The organism is Cupriavidus sp. 21MJTG02-4, from assembly GCF_057798975.1.
In genome coordinates this window covers 241,858-257,505 of the sequence record NZ_JBYOJP010000002.1, presented here as the reverse complement: position 1 = coordinate 257,505, position 15,648 = coordinate 241,858, and the positions used below count along the sequence as shown (strand labels likewise).

The 15,648-nt window shown below is 65.6% G+C and carries 17 protein-coding genes; 11 read left to right on the top strand and 6 right to left on the bottom strand.

The window, feature by feature from the left end; all coding sequences use genetic code 11:
* Window positions 1-39: 39 nt before the first annotated feature.
* Together AC3FKH_RS04445 and AC3FKH_RS04440 are read left to right on the top strand one after the other, a co-directional pair.
* Entirely contained in the window at window positions 40-240 is a 201-nt protein-coding gene (locus tag AC3FKH_RS04445) for a hypothetical protein (RefSeq protein ID WP_483730253.1), read from the top strand.
* 157 nt (window positions 241-397) lie between these two features.
* Entirely contained in the window at window positions 398-847 is a 450-nt protein-coding gene (locus AC3FKH_RS04440; protein ID WP_488673256.1) for a DUF192 domain-containing protein, read from the top strand.
* A gap of 54 nt (window positions 848-901) precedes the next feature.
* On the opposite strand, the gene AC3FKH_RS04435 is transcribed toward AC3FKH_RS04440, so the two are convergent.
* The gene (locus AC3FKH_RS04435; protein WP_483709162.1) at window positions 902-1,387 is read right to left on the bottom strand and encodes a YajQ family cyclic di-GMP-binding protein; all 486 of its coding nucleotides are present in this window, start codon (window positions 1,385-1,387) and stop codon (window positions 902-904) included.
* A gap of 135 nt (window positions 1,388-1,522) precedes the next feature.
* Between AC3FKH_RS04435 and murB the strand changes: the two genes are divergently transcribed.
* Window positions 1,523-2,533 (top strand): UDP-N-acetylmuramate dehydrogenase, encoded by a 1,011-nt coding sequence (murB, locus tag AC3FKH_RS04430; RefSeq protein ID WP_488673254.1) that lies wholly within the window; start codon window positions 1,523-1,525, stop codon window positions 2,531-2,533.
* 18 nt (window positions 2,534-2,551) lie between these two features.
* On the opposite strand, the gene ppnP is transcribed toward murB, so the two are convergent.
* Window positions 2,552-2,863 (bottom strand): pyrimidine/purine nucleoside phosphorylase, encoded by a 312-nt coding sequence (gene ppnP, locus AC3FKH_RS04425; protein WP_483711532.1) that lies wholly within the window; start codon window positions 2,861-2,863, stop codon window positions 2,552-2,554.
* A gap of 90 nt (window positions 2,864-2,953) precedes the next feature.
* Entirely contained in the window at window positions 2,954-3,877 is a 924-nt protein-coding gene (gene argF / locus AC3FKH_RS04420; RefSeq protein ID WP_483730257.1) for an ornithine carbamoyltransferase, read from the bottom strand.
* A gap of 416 nt (window positions 3,878-4,293) precedes the next feature.
* Between argF and AC3FKH_RS04415 the strand changes: the two genes are divergently transcribed.
* On the top strand, window positions 4,294-4,593 hold the full coding sequence (locus tag AC3FKH_RS04415) for a DUF3579 domain-containing protein (protein ID WP_011298910.1): 300 nt from the start codon (window positions 4,294-4,296) through the stop codon (window positions 4,591-4,593).
* A 122-nt stretch (window positions 4,594-4,715) separates the two neighbouring features.
* Here the strand turns inward: AC3FKH_RS04415 and rpsT are convergent, their stop codons facing one another.
* Window positions 4,716-4,982, bottom strand: coding sequence for a 30S ribosomal protein S20 (gene rpsT, locus AC3FKH_RS04410; RefSeq protein ID WP_011298911.1), 267 nt, complete (start codon window positions 4,980-4,982; stop codon window positions 4,716-4,718).
* A 372-nt stretch (window positions 4,983-5,354) separates the two neighbouring features.
* On the opposite strand from rpsT, the gene murJ reads away from it, so the two are divergent.
* Window positions 5,355-6,905 carry a murein biosynthesis integral membrane protein MurJ gene (murJ, locus tag AC3FKH_RS04405; RefSeq protein ID WP_488673251.1) on the top strand — a complete coding sequence of 517 codons (1,551 nt, stop codon included), beginning with the start codon at window positions 5,355-5,357 and terminating at the stop codon, window positions 6,903-6,905.
* An 82-nt stretch (window positions 6,906-6,987) separates the two neighbouring features.
* The gene (locus AC3FKH_RS04400; RefSeq protein WP_483730260.1) at window positions 6,988-7,836 is read left to right on the top strand and encodes a SirB1 family protein; all 849 of its coding nucleotides are present in this window, start codon (window positions 6,988-6,990) and stop codon (window positions 7,834-7,836) included.
* Between the two features lie 19 nt (window positions 7,837-7,855).
* On the opposite strand, the gene AC3FKH_RS04395 is transcribed toward AC3FKH_RS04400, so the two are convergent.
* Window positions 7,856-8,509, bottom strand: a complete 654-nt coding sequence (locus AC3FKH_RS04395) for a VTT domain-containing protein (RefSeq protein WP_488673839.1) — start codon at window positions 8,507-8,509, stop codon at window positions 7,856-7,858.
* A 140-nt stretch (window positions 8,510-8,649) separates the two neighbouring features.
* Between AC3FKH_RS04395 and mutL the strand changes: the two genes are divergently transcribed.
* The 3 genes from mutL to AC3FKH_RS04380 are packed head-to-tail and all read left to right on the top strand — an operon-like array spanning window position 8,650 to window position 12,158.
* Complete coding sequence (gene mutL, locus AC3FKH_RS04390) at window positions 8,650-10,611, top strand: DNA mismatch repair endonuclease MutL (protein ID WP_488673248.1); 1,962 nt, start codon at window positions 8,650-8,652, stop codon at window positions 10,609-10,611.
* Between the two features lie 41 nt (window positions 10,612-10,652).
* Window positions 10,653-11,609 (top strand): tRNA (adenosine(37)-N6)-dimethylallyltransferase MiaA, encoded by a 957-nt coding sequence (gene miaA / locus AC3FKH_RS04385; protein WP_488673246.1) that lies wholly within the window; start codon window positions 10,653-10,655, stop codon window positions 11,607-11,609.
* A 45-nt stretch (window positions 11,610-11,654) separates the two neighbouring features.
* Window positions 11,655-12,158 (top strand): GNAT family N-acetyltransferase, encoded by a 504-nt coding sequence (locus AC3FKH_RS04380; protein ID WP_488673244.1) that lies wholly within the window; start codon window positions 11,655-11,657, stop codon window positions 12,156-12,158.
* Between the two features lie 2 nt (window positions 12,159-12,160).
* Here the strand turns inward: AC3FKH_RS04380 and AC3FKH_RS04375 are convergent, their stop codons facing one another.
* Window positions 12,161-13,087 carry a LysR family transcriptional regulator gene (locus AC3FKH_RS04375; RefSeq protein WP_488673242.1) on the bottom strand — a complete coding sequence of 309 codons (927 nt, stop codon included), beginning with the start codon at window positions 13,085-13,087 and terminating at the stop codon, window positions 12,161-12,163.
* A gap of 117 nt (window positions 13,088-13,204) precedes the next feature.
* On the opposite strand from AC3FKH_RS04375, the gene AC3FKH_RS04370 reads away from it, so the two are divergent.
* Complete coding sequence (locus AC3FKH_RS04370) at window positions 13,205-14,098, top strand: sterol desaturase family protein (RefSeq protein WP_488673240.1); 894 nt, start codon at window positions 13,205-13,207, stop codon at window positions 14,096-14,098.
* A 46-nt stretch (window positions 14,099-14,144) separates the two neighbouring features.
* Entirely contained in the window at window positions 14,145-15,584 is a 1,440-nt protein-coding gene (locus AC3FKH_RS04365) for a coniferyl aldehyde dehydrogenase (RefSeq protein ID WP_488673238.1), read from the top strand.
* Window positions 15,585-15,648 lie beyond the last annotated feature (64 nt).

Here is a 15,648-nt window from a genome sequence, read left to right as displayed (position 1 = left end):
CCAACTTTCCGACTACAGTCACTCTTCGAGGTAATCGCAATGAAAAAACTGATCGCTGCCCTGGTTGTTGGTCTGTTCGCCACGGGCGCTTTCGCCCAGGCTTCGGCTCCGGCCGCCGCTGACGCAGCTCCGGCCGCCAAGGAAGCCCCGAAGGCCGCCAAGAAGAAGAGCTCGCACAAGAAGCACCACTCGAAGAAGGCAGCTTCGGCTGCAGCGGCTTCGGCACCGGCCGCACAGTAAGCACGCGGCCGCGCCGGATCTCCGGCGCACGTGTGAAAGGCAGGTTGCCCGGCAACCTGCCTTTTTTTGTATCCACCGGGCCGCCGTGCGGACGTCGCTCAGTCTGCCCGCGCGTGCGTTATGCTTGCGCCTGCCATCGACCCCCCGCCGCATTGCCATGCGAACCCTGACCAAGACCCTGCTTTTCCGCTGCATCCTGCTGGCCTCCACCGTCACCGGCCTGGCCCACGCACAGAGCGCCCTGCCCATGGTGCCTCTCACGGCCGGCATGTACGCCATTCAGGCAGAGGTCGCGTCGACGCCCGCGGCGCGCGAGCAGGGACTGATGTACCGCAAATCGATGCCGGCCAATGCCGGCATGCTGTTCGTGTTCGAGCAGAAGGCCGGACACTGCTTCTGGATGAAAAATACGGACCTGCCGCTGTCGATCGCCTTCCTGGCCGACGACGGCAGCATCGTCAATATCGAGGACATGGCGCCGCAGACGCAGGACAACCACTGCCCGAAGGCAGCGATCCGCTACGCGCTGGAAATGAACAAAGGCTGGTTCGCGCAGAAGGGCATCCGGGCCGGCGCGAAAATCGGCGGGCTGCCGCAGGCGCGCTGAGCGCGGCCCGCAGCCTCGCCAGGCGCCGGCATTGCACCGGCGCCGGCGCGGGAATCAGTCCCGGAAGTTGTTGAAGTCCAGCGGCGCCTCGGACACGTCCTTGCGCAGCAACGCGATCACGCCCTGCAGGTCGTCGCGCTTGGTGCCGGACACCCGCACGGCGTCGCCCTGGATGCTGGCCTGCACCTTGATCTTGCTGTCCTTGATCATGCGCACGATCTTCTTGGCCAGGTCGCCGGTCACGCCCTTCTTGATGGTGACGACCTGCTTGACCTTGTCGCCGCTGATCTTCTCGACCTTGCCGTAGTCGAGGAAGCGCACGTCGACATTGCGCTTGGCCATCTTGTTGATCAGCACATCCTTGACCTGGCCCAGCTTGAAGTCATCGTCGGCGAAGGCGGTCAGTTCGCCTTCCTTTTGCTCGACCCGTGCGTCCGAACCCTTGAAATCGAAACGCGTCGAGATCTCCTTGTTGGCCTGTTCGACCGCATTCTTGATCTCGACCATGTTGGCTTCGCACACTACGTCAAACGACGGCATTGCATTCTCCTTTTCACTTGCCTGCACGGCGTCCGGGCCCAGTTCGGGCCACGCCGGCACTTCCGTATAATCCAGCCTGCCTCGCACCATGAGGCGCCTGGCCGCGTTGTGTCGGCCGCATCACCTCTAGCTTGCATGGCAGATTTCCACGAATTTTATCCCCTGCGCCGCCACAATACATTCGGATTCGATGTCCGCGCGCGCTACGCCGTCCATGTCCGCAGCGAAGCCGACCTGCTGGCCGCGCTGGAAGACCCGCGCGGCCGGGGCCTGCCGCTGGTGGTGCTCGGTGGCGGCAGCAATGTCGTGCTGACCGGCGATCTCGACGCGCTGGTGTTGCTGATGGAGATTCCGGGATACCGCGTGGAGACCGGCACTGACGCATGGCGCGTCACCGCCGGTGCCGGCGAGAACTGGCATGGCCTGGTCTGCCGCACCATTGCGGACGGCCTGCCCGGCCTCGAAAACCTGGCGTTGATCCCCGGCACCGCCGGCGCGGCACCGATCCAGAACATCGGCGCCTATGGCGTGGAACTGCGCGAGCGCTTTGCCGGCTTGCGCGCGCTTGACCGCCAGACGATGCGCTTCGTCGACCTTGACCTCTCCCAGTGCGCGTTCGGCTACCGCGACAGCCTGTTCAAGCAGGCGGGCCGCGACCGCTACATCATCACGGCGGTCACGCTGCGGCTGCCGCGCGACTGGCAGCCTGTGCTCGCTTATGGGGAACTGGCACGGGAACTGGAAGGCAATGCCACACCTGACGCCGCAACGATCCGCGACGCAGTGATCGCCATCCGTTCGCGCAAGCTGCCGGACCCCGCGCAGATCGGTAATGCGGGCAGCTTCTTCAAGAATCCGCTGGTCAGCGCCGAGCAACGGCACGCATTGCTGGCCAGCCACCCCGGCCTCGTCAGCTATGCCCAGCCCGACGGCACGTTCAAGCTGGCCGCCGGCTGGCTGATCGACCGTTGCGGCTTCAAGGGCGTCAATGACGGCGCGGTGGGCGTCTATGGCAAGCAGGCGCTGGTGCTGGTGCACCATGGCGGCGGGACCGGCGCAGCGCTGCTGGCGCTGGCCACGCGCATCGCCGATACGGTCCAGGCCCGCTTCGGCGTGCGCATCGAGCCGGAACCGGTCGTGCTCTGACCGGCTCGGTCGCCACGATCAGGCGAAGTGGCAGACGTAGTCGAGCGTTTCCTGCACTTCGATATCGAAGCTGCTGTTGCCCGGCACGCTGAACTGCTGGCCGGCGCCATAGGTCTGCCAGTCTTCCGAGCCGGCCAGGCGCACGCGGCACACGCCCGCATTGACTTCCATGATCTCCGGTGCGCCGGTGTTGAACGTCAGCGTCGCCGGGAAGATCACACCCAGCGTCTTGCGCGTGCCGTCGGCGAACAGCACCGTGTGGCTCACGCACTTGCCGTCGAAATACAGGTTGGCCTTCTTGACGACCGATACGTTGTCGAACTGGCTCACTTCCCTCTCCTTGATTGCATTGATGTGGATGCGGTCACGTAAAAAGAGGGGCCATCATGGCCCCTCCCCTTGTGCCTGCCGGCGCGCGCTTCAGTAGCGGCCGCAGAGCAGGTATTCCATCAGCGCCTTCTGCACGTGCAGGCGGTTTTCCGCCTCGTCCCAGACCACGCTCTTCGGGCCGTCGATTACCGCGGCTTCGACTTCCTCGCCACGGTGGGCGGGCAGGCAATGCATGAACAGCGCATCGGGCTCGGCGCGGTCCATCATGGCCGTGGTCACCATCCAGTCCTTGAAGGCGCGCTTGCGCGTTTCGTTCTCGGCCTCGAAGCCCATGCTGGTCCACACGTCGGTGGTCACCAGGCTGGCGCCCTGGCACGCCGCCAGCGGATCGTCGAACACCTTGAGCTGCCCTGCGGCCGATGCCGGCACCATCGCCGGATCAAGCTGGTAACCCGGAGGCGCCGAGAAATTGAAAGTGAAGCCAAGCCGCTCGGCCGCCTGGATCCAGGTGTAGGCCATGTTGTTGGCGTCGCCGATCCATGCCACGGTCTTGCCGCGGATGCTGCCGCGCTGCTCGATGTAGGTGAACACGTCGGCCAGGACCTGGCACGGGTGGTATTCGTTGGTCAGGCCATTGATGACCGGCACGCGCGAATGCGCGGCGAAACGTTCGATGATGTCCTGCCCGAACGTGCGGATCATGATGATGTCGACCATGCGCGAGATCACCTGCGCCGCGTCTTCGATCGGCTCGCCGCGGCCCAGTTGCGAATCGCGCGTGTTCAGGAACACCGCGTGGCCGCCGAGCTGGTGGATGCCGGCTTCGAACGACAGGCGCGTACGCGTCGAGTTCTTCTCGAAGATCATGGCCAGCGTGCGGTCGTGCAGCGGGTGCCAGGTCTCGTAGTTCTTGAACTTGGCCTTGAGGATCCGTGCGCGGTCCAGCAGGTACTCGTACTCATCGGGAGACAAGTCGCTGAACTGGAGGTAATGCTTGATCGGGGTTGAGCTCATAAAACAAAGAAGGCGGCCCGGAGGAGACACGCCGTCATGAACCTGCATGACAGAAGCGCGTCGCGGAGCCGCCTTTCGCGTCGCATACGCAATTTACGTGCAACGATCATAAGGGATTATTTCTGCTTTGGCGAGCCCGGACGAACCCGCCTCGGCACCTGCTGACAGGTTCCCGACAGGTTTTCGGGCTTATGCGCAAGTCTTATATAAGATATAATACTTGCTGATTCACGCGGGGCCCGGCATACCCTTGCCGCCGCCCGCCGCCGGCATCAAAAGTGCCCCCGCAGACACCGACGCCCCGCCACCCCGGCCTGGAAAGAGCGAACCAAACACTCGCCGGCCGCGTCAAACGGGCGCCCGTTCCGCGGGTTTTCCGTCGAGTCACCTCGCCTCACCCGCAGTCGCCCAGTCTCATGAACCCCAATGTTCGCGAATACTTCATCCAAGGCATTACCAAGGAAGGCAAGACCTTCCGTCCAAGCGACTGGGCTGAACGACTCTGCGGCGTCATGGCGCAATTCCGTCCCGAAGGCGATACCGGCGATCCCCGCCTGACCTACTCCCCGTATGTGCGCCCGATCTTTTCGGGCAACGTCAAATGCGTGGTGGTCGATGTGCGCCTGCGCGAGATCGAACCGAAGGCGCTCGACTTCGTGCTGAATTTCGCGCGCGACAACAATCTGCAACTGGTCGAAGCCTGCTCGCTGGAATAAGACACCCAGCGCCGCCTGTAGCGGGGCCCGGAAAATAAAAAAGCTCGTCGGATGACGAGCTTTTTTATTGAGACGGGCACTTTGCAGTACCGTCGGGGCCGCCGGAGCGGCCCAGGCAACTATCAGGCAGCCATGGCCTTGATAGCAGCCGACAGACGCGACTTGTGACGTGCCGCCTTGTTCTTGTGCACGATCTTCTTGTCGGCAATGCTGTCGATGGTAGCTTGCGAATTCTTGAAGATTTCAGCAGCAGCAGCCTTGTCGCCGGCGTCGATGGCCTTGCGAACGGCCTTCACGGCCGTACGCAGGCGCGAGCGCAGGCTGGAGTTGTGAGCGTTTTGAGCAACGGCTTGGCGGGCGCGCTTGCGTGCTTGTGCGGAATTTGCCATGTAATTAAATATCCTGAATTCAGATGCGTGCCGCGGGGGACACAACAATTAAGTCATATCAAGCGACCCGGGATGCACTGACACACGAATCCGGAACGCAGCTGTCCTTGTGAATCGGCAATTATACACACACGCCGGAGCCACACGCAAGGCCGGACGCGGTATACCAAGCCGGGCCGGGGTTGCACCGGGGCGATCCGTATAATAGGCGCCACTTCGCCGCACGCAGCGTGCCGCTGCGGCAACTTTACCGCGCGCCGGGCGTCTGAACCGCCATCCGCGCCTGCACGCGATGCGCGGCACGCACGCCGCCATGCCCGCCAGCCAGTACCAGCCCTTACAGCCCGATCCACCGCTTCCCGCCGACTCACCTTGAACCTGCTCAAAGCGCTCGCCACCATCAGCAGCCTGACCATGCTTTCGCGCATCACGGGCCTGGTGCGCGAAATCCTGATTGCCCGGGCCTTTGGCGCCTCGGACATGACCGACGCCTTCAACGTGGCCTTCCGGATCCCCAACCTGCTGCGACGCATCTTCGGCGAGGGCGCGTTCTCGCAAGCCTTTGTGCCGATCCTGGGCGAATACCACGCCAAGCGCGGCGACGCGGAGACCAAACACCTGATCGACGCCGTCGCGACGATCATGACGTGGGCGCTGATGGGGGTGTCGTTGTTGGGCGTGATCGGCGCGCCGCTGGTCATGACCATCGTGGCGACCGGCTTCCGCGGCCAGGGCGAGACCTATACGGCGGCCGTCTTCATGACCCGGGTGATGTTCCCGTATATCGGCCTGATTTCGCTGGTGGCGCTGGCGTCCGGCATCCTGAACACCTGGCGCAAGTTCGCGGTGCCGGCGTTCACGCCGGTGCTGCTGAACCTCTGCCTGATCTTCGCGGCGCTGTTCGTCGGCCCGCGCATGGCGCAGCCGATCTATGCGCAGGCGTGGGGCGTGCTGGTTGGCGGCATCCTGCAACTGCTGATCCAGGTCCCCGCGCTCAAGCGCCTGGGCGCCATGCCGCGCGTGACTTTCAGCGTGCGCAAGGCCTGGGCCGATCCCGGCGTGCGCCGCATCCTCAGGCAGATGGGTCCGGCACTGCTGGCCGTGTCGGTGGCGCAGATCAGCCTGATCATCAATACCAATATTGCCTCGCGCCTGGCTGCCGGCAGCGTGTCGTACCTGACCTATGCCGACCGGCTGATGGAATTCCCGACCGCGCTGCTCGGCGTGGCGCTCGGCACCATCCTGCTGCCAAGCCTGTCGAAGGCGAGCGCCCAGGACAATCGCGCCGAATACTCGGGCCTGCTCGACTGGGGCCTGCGCCTGACATTCCTGCTGGCCGTGCCGTGCGCGGTCGGGCTCTATGTCTTTGGCGCGCCGCTGACGTCGGTCCTGTTCAACTACGGCAAGTTCGACGCGCACGCCGTCGAGATGACACGGCAGGCGCTGGTGTCCTACGGCACCGGCCTGCTTGGCCTCATTGTCATCAAGATCCTCGCGCCGGGGTTCTATGCCCGCCAGGACATCCGCACGCCGGTGAAGATCGCCCTGGTGGTACTGGTCATTACGCAGGCCTGCAACTACGCGTTCGTGCCGTGGATGGGCCATGCGGGCCTGGCGCTGTCGATCAGCGTCGGTGCCACCATCAACGCCCTGTTGCTCTTTGCCGGCCTGGTCCGGCGCGGCTACTACCGGCCCGCGCCCGGATGGGGACTGTTCCTGGCCCAGTTGTTCACCGCGGTGCTGCTGCTATCCGGCCTGCTGCTCTGGTTCGTGCGCAACTTCGACTGGGTCGGGCTGGGGGCCACGCCGCTGCTGCGCATCGCGCTGCTGGCTTCCTGCCTGGTACTTGCAGCGGTGGTCTACTTCGGTACACTGTGGCTCATGGGACTGCGATACGCCGCCTTCAAGCGCCGGACGGTCTAGGGCTCGTTCACCGACGGAACGGGCCGTAGCACGCAAGTGAGCGCCAGGGCACGGCACGGCCGTGCCGCATCAGGAATCCGCAATGACAAGTACGAAAGTCCTTGATTACTTCGCCAGCCTGGTGGCGGACGAGAACGGCATTCCCCTGACTGAAACCGCACTATCCATCGCGCAGGACGCCTTCCCCGACCTGGATCTTCAAGCCGAACTGGCCGCGCTGGATGTGCTGGCGCTGCGCCTCAAACGCAGGATTGCCGAAGGTACCCCGGCCATCCAGCGGCTGCGCCTGCTGAACCACTTCTTCTATCGCGATCTCGGTTTTGGCGCCAACGCCAACGACTACTACGATCCTGACAACTCGTACCTGAACGTGGTGCTGAAGCAGCGGCGCGGCATCCCGATTTCACTGGCCGTCCTGTACATGGAGCTCGGCCAGCAGATCGGCCTGCCGCTCAAGGGCGTGTCCTTCCCGAACCATTTCCTGGTGCGCATGACGATCCCGGCCGGGGAAGTCATCCTCGACCCCCTGACCGGCGAGACCCTGTCGAAGGAACAGCTTCAGGAAATGCTTGACCCCTACCTGGAGCGCGAGGGGATTTCCGATCCCGGCCAGGTGCCGCTGGGCCTGTTCCTGCAGGCCGCCAGCCACCGCGAGATCATTGCGCGCATGCTGCGCAACCTCAAGGCAATCTACCTGCAGGAATCACGCTGGCAGCGGCTGCTGGCGGTGCAGAACCGCCTGGTGATCCTGCTGCCCGGATCGATCGAGGAAGTGCGCGACCGCGGCCTCGCCTATGCCAACATGGAATGCTTCCGGCCGGCGCTGGAGGATCTCGAGGCCTACGTAAAGGCGCGCCCGGATGCCGCCGACATCGCCCAAATCCGCGACCGCATGCCGGCCCTGCGCATGATGAGCCGCAGCCTGAACTAGGACTGCGGCAGCGCTGCGCTCAGCGCTCGACGCTCGACGTGCTGCGCTTGTTGCCGCGCACGAGCTTCCACAGCCCGCCCAGCACCAGCGGGACCACGGCTGCGCCAATACCGGCCAGCACGATCAGGTTCAGGTACTGCTTGATGAACGGCAGGTTGCCGAAGAAGTAGCCCGCGAACACCAGCCCTGCCACCCACGCCAGCGCGCCGATCACGTTGAAGAACTGGAAGCGCCCGAACGTCATCTGCGAAACCCCGGCCACGAACGGCGCGAACGTGCGCACGATCGGGACAAAGCGCGCCATCACCAGCGTCTTGCCACCGTGGCGCTCGTAAAAGTCATGCGTGCGGCGCAGCGCCTTCTGGTCGAGGAAGCGCCATTGGTGGTCGAACACCTTCGGACCGATCCAGCTCCCGACCCAGTAGTTCACGGTATTGCCCGAAATCGCCGCGGTCAGCAGCAGCCCGATCAGCGCCCATTCGTTCATGGCGCCCGTGGCGCAGAACGCACCCGCGATGAACAGCAGCGAGTCGCCCGGCAGGAATGGCAGCACCACCAGCCCGGTTTCGGCAAATACGATCGCGAACAGGATGGCGTAGACCCAGACGCCATACTGCTGGATGACCGTGCCGAGGTATTTGTCGACGTGCAACAGCATGTCGATGAGCTGCAGAGCGAGATCCAAGTCTTTCCCCGTTGTGTTGTAAGTTGATCCAACAAGCGCGACATCATACAAGAGCCGCCCGACGCTTCGGTCACTGGGCGGCCCGGCAGCGGTCATCCCGCGTGCGGCACGGCACGTATAATCGCCGCATGCCAGCCTCCGCCTCCCGAACAGCGCAGCCGCCGCGCCCGATCCGCCCCCTGCCCGACCAGCTCATCAGCCAGATCGCCGCGGGCGAAGTCGTGGAACGCCCGGCCTCCGTGGTAAAGGAACTGCTCGAGAACGCGCTCGACGCCGGCTCCAGCCAGCTCGGCATCCGGCTCGAGGAAGGCGGCGTGCGGCGCATCGTCATCTCGGACAACGGTTGCGGCATCCCCGCATCCGAACTGCCCGTGGCGCTGATGCGCCACGCCACCAGCAAGATCGCTTCGCTCGACGAACTCGAGGCCGTGCTGACCCTCGGTTTCCGCGGCGAGGCCCTGGCCTCGATCGCTTCCGTGTCCCAGCTGTCGCTGACCAGCCGCACTGCGAATGATCCGCACGCCACGCTGGTCAGTGCCGATACCGGCGCCTTGCAGCCGGCATCTGGCGGAGTCGGCACAACCGTCGACGTCCAGCATCTCTACTTCAACACTCCCGCGCGCCGAAAGTTCCTCAAGTCGGAACAGACCGAGCTGGGGCATTGCCTGGAAATGGTCCGGCGCGCGGCGCTGGCCCGTCCCGACGTGGCGATCTCGGTCCACCACAACGGCAAGCCGCTCGAACACTGGAACGCCGGCGATGTGGCCACGCGCACGGCGCAGGTGCTCGGCAGCGATTTTGCCCGGGCCCGGTTACCGCTCGATGAAGCGGCCGGCGATCTCCATCTCTATGGTTTCGCCGGATTGCCCACGGCCTCGCGCGGGCGGCCGGACCAGCAGTACTTCTTCGTGAACGGCCGCTTCGTGCGCGACAAGCTGCTCAACCACGCGGTGCGCAGCGCCTACCAGGACGTGCTGCATGGCGACCGTTTCCCGTCCTACGTGCTGTGCCTGGACCTGCCGCCCGAGATGGTCGATGTGAACGTCCACCCGTCCAAGATCGAAGTACGCTTCCGCGAATCGCGCGCCGTGCACCAGTTCGTCTATCACGCCGTGCAGCGCTGCCTGGCGCGCCAGGCCGGCGAGAATGGCGACAGCCTGCACACCGGCACGGACGACGAGCCCGTACCCGCCCCGGGCGCCATCCGGCTGCAAGAGTCACGCGCGCCCTACGGTGCAGCGGGCAGCGGCAGCCAGTGGGTCAACTATTCGGCGGCGCGCCAGACCGAACTTGGCATCGCACAGCCACGCCAGGCCTATCTGGGCATGGTGCGTGACGCCACGGCGCCGCGGCCTTATATGCCGTCTTCCCAGCCTCCCGCGTGGCTGGCCGATGCGCAGGCCGCGCGGGCCGCGCGGGCCGATGAAGCGCCCGGCCTGCTCGATGGCATCGCCGTGGCCAGGCCACTCCCGCCCGCCGCGGATGACGCCGCCCTGGACACCGACGATCACCCGCTCGGCTACGCGATCGCCCAGCTCCATGGCGTCTACGTGCTCGCGCAGAATGCGCGCGGCCTGGTGCTCGTCGATATGCACGCGGCGCACGAGCGCATCCTGTACGAGCAGATCAAGGACGCGCTTGATGCGCGCGATCTCGCCGTGCAACCGCTGTTGCTGCCCGTGACCCTGCCAGCAAACCCGGTGGAGATCGGCACGGCCGAGGAGCATCGCGAGACGCTGGCGTTGCTCGGTTTCGACATCGCGCCGGTATCGCCGACCACGCTCGCCGTGCGCGCCGTGCCGGCTTTGCTGCAGCAGGCCGACGCCGAGGCGCTGGCGCGCGACGTGCTGCGCGACCTGAACGCCTACGGCGGCTCGCGCGTGCTGGCGGAGCGCCGCAACGAACTGCTGGCCACGCTGGCGTGCCACAGCGCGGTGCGCGCCAACCGCAAGCTCACGATAGAAGAGATGAACGCGCTGCTGCGCCAGATGGAGCAGACCGAGCGCGCCGACCAGTGCAACCACGGCCGCCCGACCTGGGTCCAGCTCAGCGTGGCCGAGCTGGACCGGCTGTTCCTGCGCGGCCAGTAAGGCCGCCCTCCCGCACCACGTCCTGCCCTGCCTGAGTCCTGATGTCCGCCTTGCCGTCGTCCGAACACCCGCCCATCGTCTGCCTGCTCGGCCCGACCGCCTCCGGCAAGACCGCTGCCGCGCTGGCCCTGGCGCAACAGGCAGCCGTGGAGATCATCAGCCTGGATTCGGCGCTGGTCTATCGCGAGATGGATATCGGCACCGCCAAGCCCACGCCCGACGAGCTGGCCGCGGTGCCGCACCACCTGATCGACATCATCGATCCGGCCGACAGCTACTCCGCCGCGCAGTTCGTCAGCGATGCTGAACGGCTGATCGGCGAGACCCGCGCGCGCGGGCGCCAGCCGCTGATCGTCGGCGGCACCATGCTGTACTACAAGGCGCTGACGCAGGGCCTGAACGACCTGCCCCAGGCCGATCCGGCCGTGCGCGCCGAACTCGACGAACTGGCCGCCGCACGCGGCTGGCCAGCGCTGCATGCGATGCTGGCGGAAGTCGATCCCGTCACGGCGGCGCGGCTCGCGCCCAACGATGCCCAGCGCATCCAGCGCGCGCTGGAGATCCACCGTCTGTCCGGGCAACCGATGTCCGAACTGCTGGCGCGGCAAGCTGACGGCCGCACCTTCACCGGCGCGGCCGACCAGCGCTACCGCGTGATCGCGCTGGAGCCCTCGGACCGCGCCGTGCTTCACGCGCGCATTGCCGCGCGCTACGACGCCATGCTGGCCGGCGGCCTGATCGAGGAAGTCGAACGCCTGCGCCGTCGCGGCGATCTCCACCCCGGCCTGCCTTCGATCCGCTGCGTGGGCTATCGGCAGGTCTGGGAGTACCTGGACGGCGACACCGACTTCGCGACGATGCGCGAGCGCGGCATCGCGGCCACGCGCCAGCTTTGCAAGCGCCAGATCACATGGCTGCGCAGCACGCCGGAACGCTTGTCCGTCGATTGCCTCGCGCCGGACTACGTCGCGCAAGTTGCGCGGCTGGCCGGGATGTGACGCAGCGGCGATAATCGCCGTTTGTCTCGGACCGTGCCCTGCGCCATGCCGTCTCCTTCCTTTGCCATCCGCCCCGCAGCGCCTGCCGACTGCACCACGCTGTTCCGCCTGATCTCGGACCTGGCCGAGTACGAAAAGCTGACCCATCTGGTCGAAGCCACGCCGCAGAAGCTCGAACAGGCATTGTTCGGTGCGCAGCCGCAAGCCGAGGCCGTCCTGGTCGATGCCCATACACCTGATGGCACGCGGCCCGTCGGCTTCGCGCTGTTCTTCCACAACTTCTCGACCTTCCTGGCCAAACCCGGCCTGTATCTCGAAGACCTGTTCGTCGAACCGGCCTGGCGCGGCCATGGCCTTGGCAAGGCGCTGCTCAGGCACCTGGCGGCGCTGGCGGTGGAGCGCGGCTGCGGCCGCTTCGAATGGTCGGTGCTCGACTGGAACACACCGTCCATCGAGTTCTACCAGGCAATGGGCGCGGACGTGATGCCGGACTGGCGCATCTGCCGCGTCACCGGCGACGCGCTGGCGCGACTCGGCGCGCCGGACTGAGCCTAGCGCGGCAAAGCATCCCCCTCGCCGCTGATTTCCGCTGCCACCCGCTCGATGCAGCGGATCGCCTTCACCGCCATCGGCGAAGGCGTCCGGTTGCGCAGGCTCACAATGCCCATGCCGGCCTTCATCGCCGGCAATCCCTCCACATCGAGCGCGACCAGTTCGCCAGAACCCAACTCTGCCCGGACCGACGTATCGGTGGCGCCAAGCACCATGTCCGTGGACAAGGTGACCGCGCGAATCACGGCGAAGTTATCGCACTCCAATGCCAGCATGGCGTCCTGGCCGGCCGGCAAGCCGAGCGTCCGGGCAAACACGGCCGTCACCACGCGCGGCGCCTTGACGCTGGCCACGCCGTACTGCCAGGCCTCCTGGATCGTGCATGTCTTGCCGGCCAGCGGATGTCCCGCGCGGACAAAGAAGCGCGCCGACTGGGCCGGCAACGGGCGCACGTCCAGCGACGCATCCTCTGCAAGGTCGCGCACGTCGGCAACGAAAAATTCGATGTCCTCCGCGCGCAGGCGCTCGAGCAACAGCACCCAGTTGCTCTCTTCGACACGTAACGCGACCTGCGGATGCTCGCGCCGAAGCGCCGACAGCACGCGCGGCATCAACGTCGCGGCGGGAAACGGTCCGACCCCGAATGCCGTATCGCCAAGCTGGGTGTCCCGGTAAAGATCGACATCGCGCTGCATGCAGCGTGCCTCGAACAGCAGCCGACGCGCGCGTTCCAGCACGAATTCCCCGGCCGGCGTGGGCCGGATATCGCCGGCATCGCGCTCGAAAAGCCGCACGCCGAGATCACTTTCGATGGCCTGGATGCTGCGGCTGAACGCCGGCTGGCTCAGGTGGACCTGTTCCGCCGCGCGGGCGAAGTGCAGTGTATCGGCAAGCGCCACCACATGGCTGAGCCGGCGGAGATCCATGGGCAACCTCATTGCGTATGACACATTGGAACGATGTTGATTATGCATTGGACGCATCGGCGGCGCCAACCTAGAGTTTCCGCACAAGCAGCATCGAAGAGATCGGAGACAACCCGCATGAACCTGCAGCTACAGAACCTGCTGATCGGCAGTATCATCCTTGGCTTTGCCGTCATGGAATTCGCCACGCGGCGCTACCAGCAAGGCGTGCGCGCCGACGCCAACGACACCAAGCTCGAGTTGCTGATGTTCGTCAGCCTGATCGCCGTGACGCAGCCGTTCGCGCTGCTGGGCGCCAACTGGCTGTGCAACTGGCTCATGCCCGACATGCGCGGCGCCTGGTCCCACCTGCCATGGTGGGCGATGACGGCGATCCTGCTGGTCGCCGATGACATGACGCAGTACTGGTGGCACCGTGCGTCCCATACGCCGTGGCTGTGGCCGCTGCATCGCGCGCACCATTCGGCGTCGTACATGAGCATCCGCATCACGTACCGGAACAATTTCTTCTACTACCTGATGATGCCGGGGCTGTGGAGCGCCGGGGTGCTGCTGTATCTCGGCTTCGGCAAGGTCTACGCCGTGTACATCGTGGTCAAGATGATGGTGATCCTCGGCGCGCACTGCGCCTGGCCCTGGGACGCGCCGCTGTACCGCATCCGCGTGCTGCGGCCGCTGATGTGGGTGGTCGAACGGACCATCTCCACGCCGGCCACGCACTGGGCCCACCACGCGCTGACCAACGCCGACGGCATCGGCCACTACAAGGGCAACTTCGGCAACCTGCTGTTCTTCTGGGATGTGCTGTTCGGCACGGCCCACATCACCCGTCAGTACCCCGCGAAGGTCGGACTGGAGGATGATCGCCGCTTCGGCGCCGAGCACTGGGCCGCGCAGATGTTCTACCCGCTGCGCCACTCGCAGCGCCAGCATACGGCCTTGCGCTTCGGCGGACAGGCTTACGGCGACCAGGACGCCGCCACCGATGCCACAGCCCCTGGCAATCCCTGACGCGCGCAGCGCATCAGGACGCCTGAAACAATCAACAGGAGACCCCGTGGGAGCCATTGACCTGCCAGCCGATCACGTGGTGATGCCGGAAGAATTCCCGGCCTGTTTTGCGCGTCAGCGGCAGGCCTACCTCGCCGACCCCGAGCCGGGCCATGCGCAACGGATCGCCGACCTGATGATGCTGTCGCGCATGCTCAAGGAAAACCGCGCGCAGATCGTCGAAGCGATCGGACGCGACTACGGCAGCCGTTCCGAATTCGAGACTCTGTTCGCGGAGTTCTTCGTCGCGCTCGAATCGATCCGCGACGCCCGCAAGCAGTTGCGCAAGTGGATGAAGCCGCAACGGCGCCATATCGACAGGCTGATGTACCCGGGTGCGCGCAACCGCGTCATCCCGCAGCCGCTGGGCGTGGTCGGGGTGATCGTGCCGTGGAATTTCCCGCTCAACCTGGCGTTCTGCCCGCTTGCCGCGATTTTCGCGGCGGGCAACCGCGCCATGGTCAAGATGTCGGAAAACTCGCGCCACCTCGCGCAACTGCTGGCGCGCATCAGCCCGCGCTACTTCCCCGAAGACAAGCTGAAATTCTTCGAAGATGGCGGCGGGCGCGGGCCGGCCTTTTCCTCGCTGCCCTTCGACCACCTGCTGTTCACCGGCTCGGGCGCCACGGGTCGTGCGGTCATGGCCAACGCGGCACGCAACCTCACGCCGGTCACGCTGGAACTCGGCGGCAAGGCCCCCGCGATCGTGGCACCGGACTTTCCCGTCCAGACCGCCGCCGAGCGCATCCTGTGGGTCAAGATGTTCAATGCGGGGCAGATCTGCACCAATGTCGACTACGTCTTCCTGCCCGAGGGCGCGGTGGACGCGTTCGTCGCGCATGCCAGGCGGCTGATTGCCGAGCGCTTCCCCGACCTGACCAGCAACGACTACACCGCCATCATCGACCAGCGCGCCTATGACCGCTTGCGCGCGACGCTGGAGGATGCCAGGGCAAAAGGCGCAACGATCGTCGAGCTGGCCACCGGCGACACCGCGACACGCAAGTTCGCGCCTTGCCTGGTGCTTGATCCCCGCGAAGACATGCTGGTATCGCAACGCGAGATCTTCGGGCCGATCCTGCCCATCCGCACCTATCGCGATCATCAGGAAGTGGCCGACTACATCAACGCGCATGACCGGCCGCTGGCGATCTACCCGTTCACGCATGACAAGGCGCTGCAGCGGTACTACATCACGCACGTGATGTCCGGTGGCGTATCGGTGAATGATGCGCTGCTGCACGTGGCGCAGCACGACCTGCCATTTGGCGGCGTCGGGCCGAGCGGGATGGGGCACTACCACGGCCGGGAGGGGTTCAATACCTTCTCCAAGCTGCGGCCGGTGTTTTATCAGGGGCCGGTGTCGCTGGTGCAGAAGCTGTTTCAGCCGCCGTATGCAGGCAGGGCCTTGAAGCTGATGAATCTGCTGACGAGGCTGAAGGGATAGCGCGGCGCGCTTCGGCTTTGCCGGGCGGTCCTGTCCAGCCTCGCCAAAGCCCAAAATCAAAAAG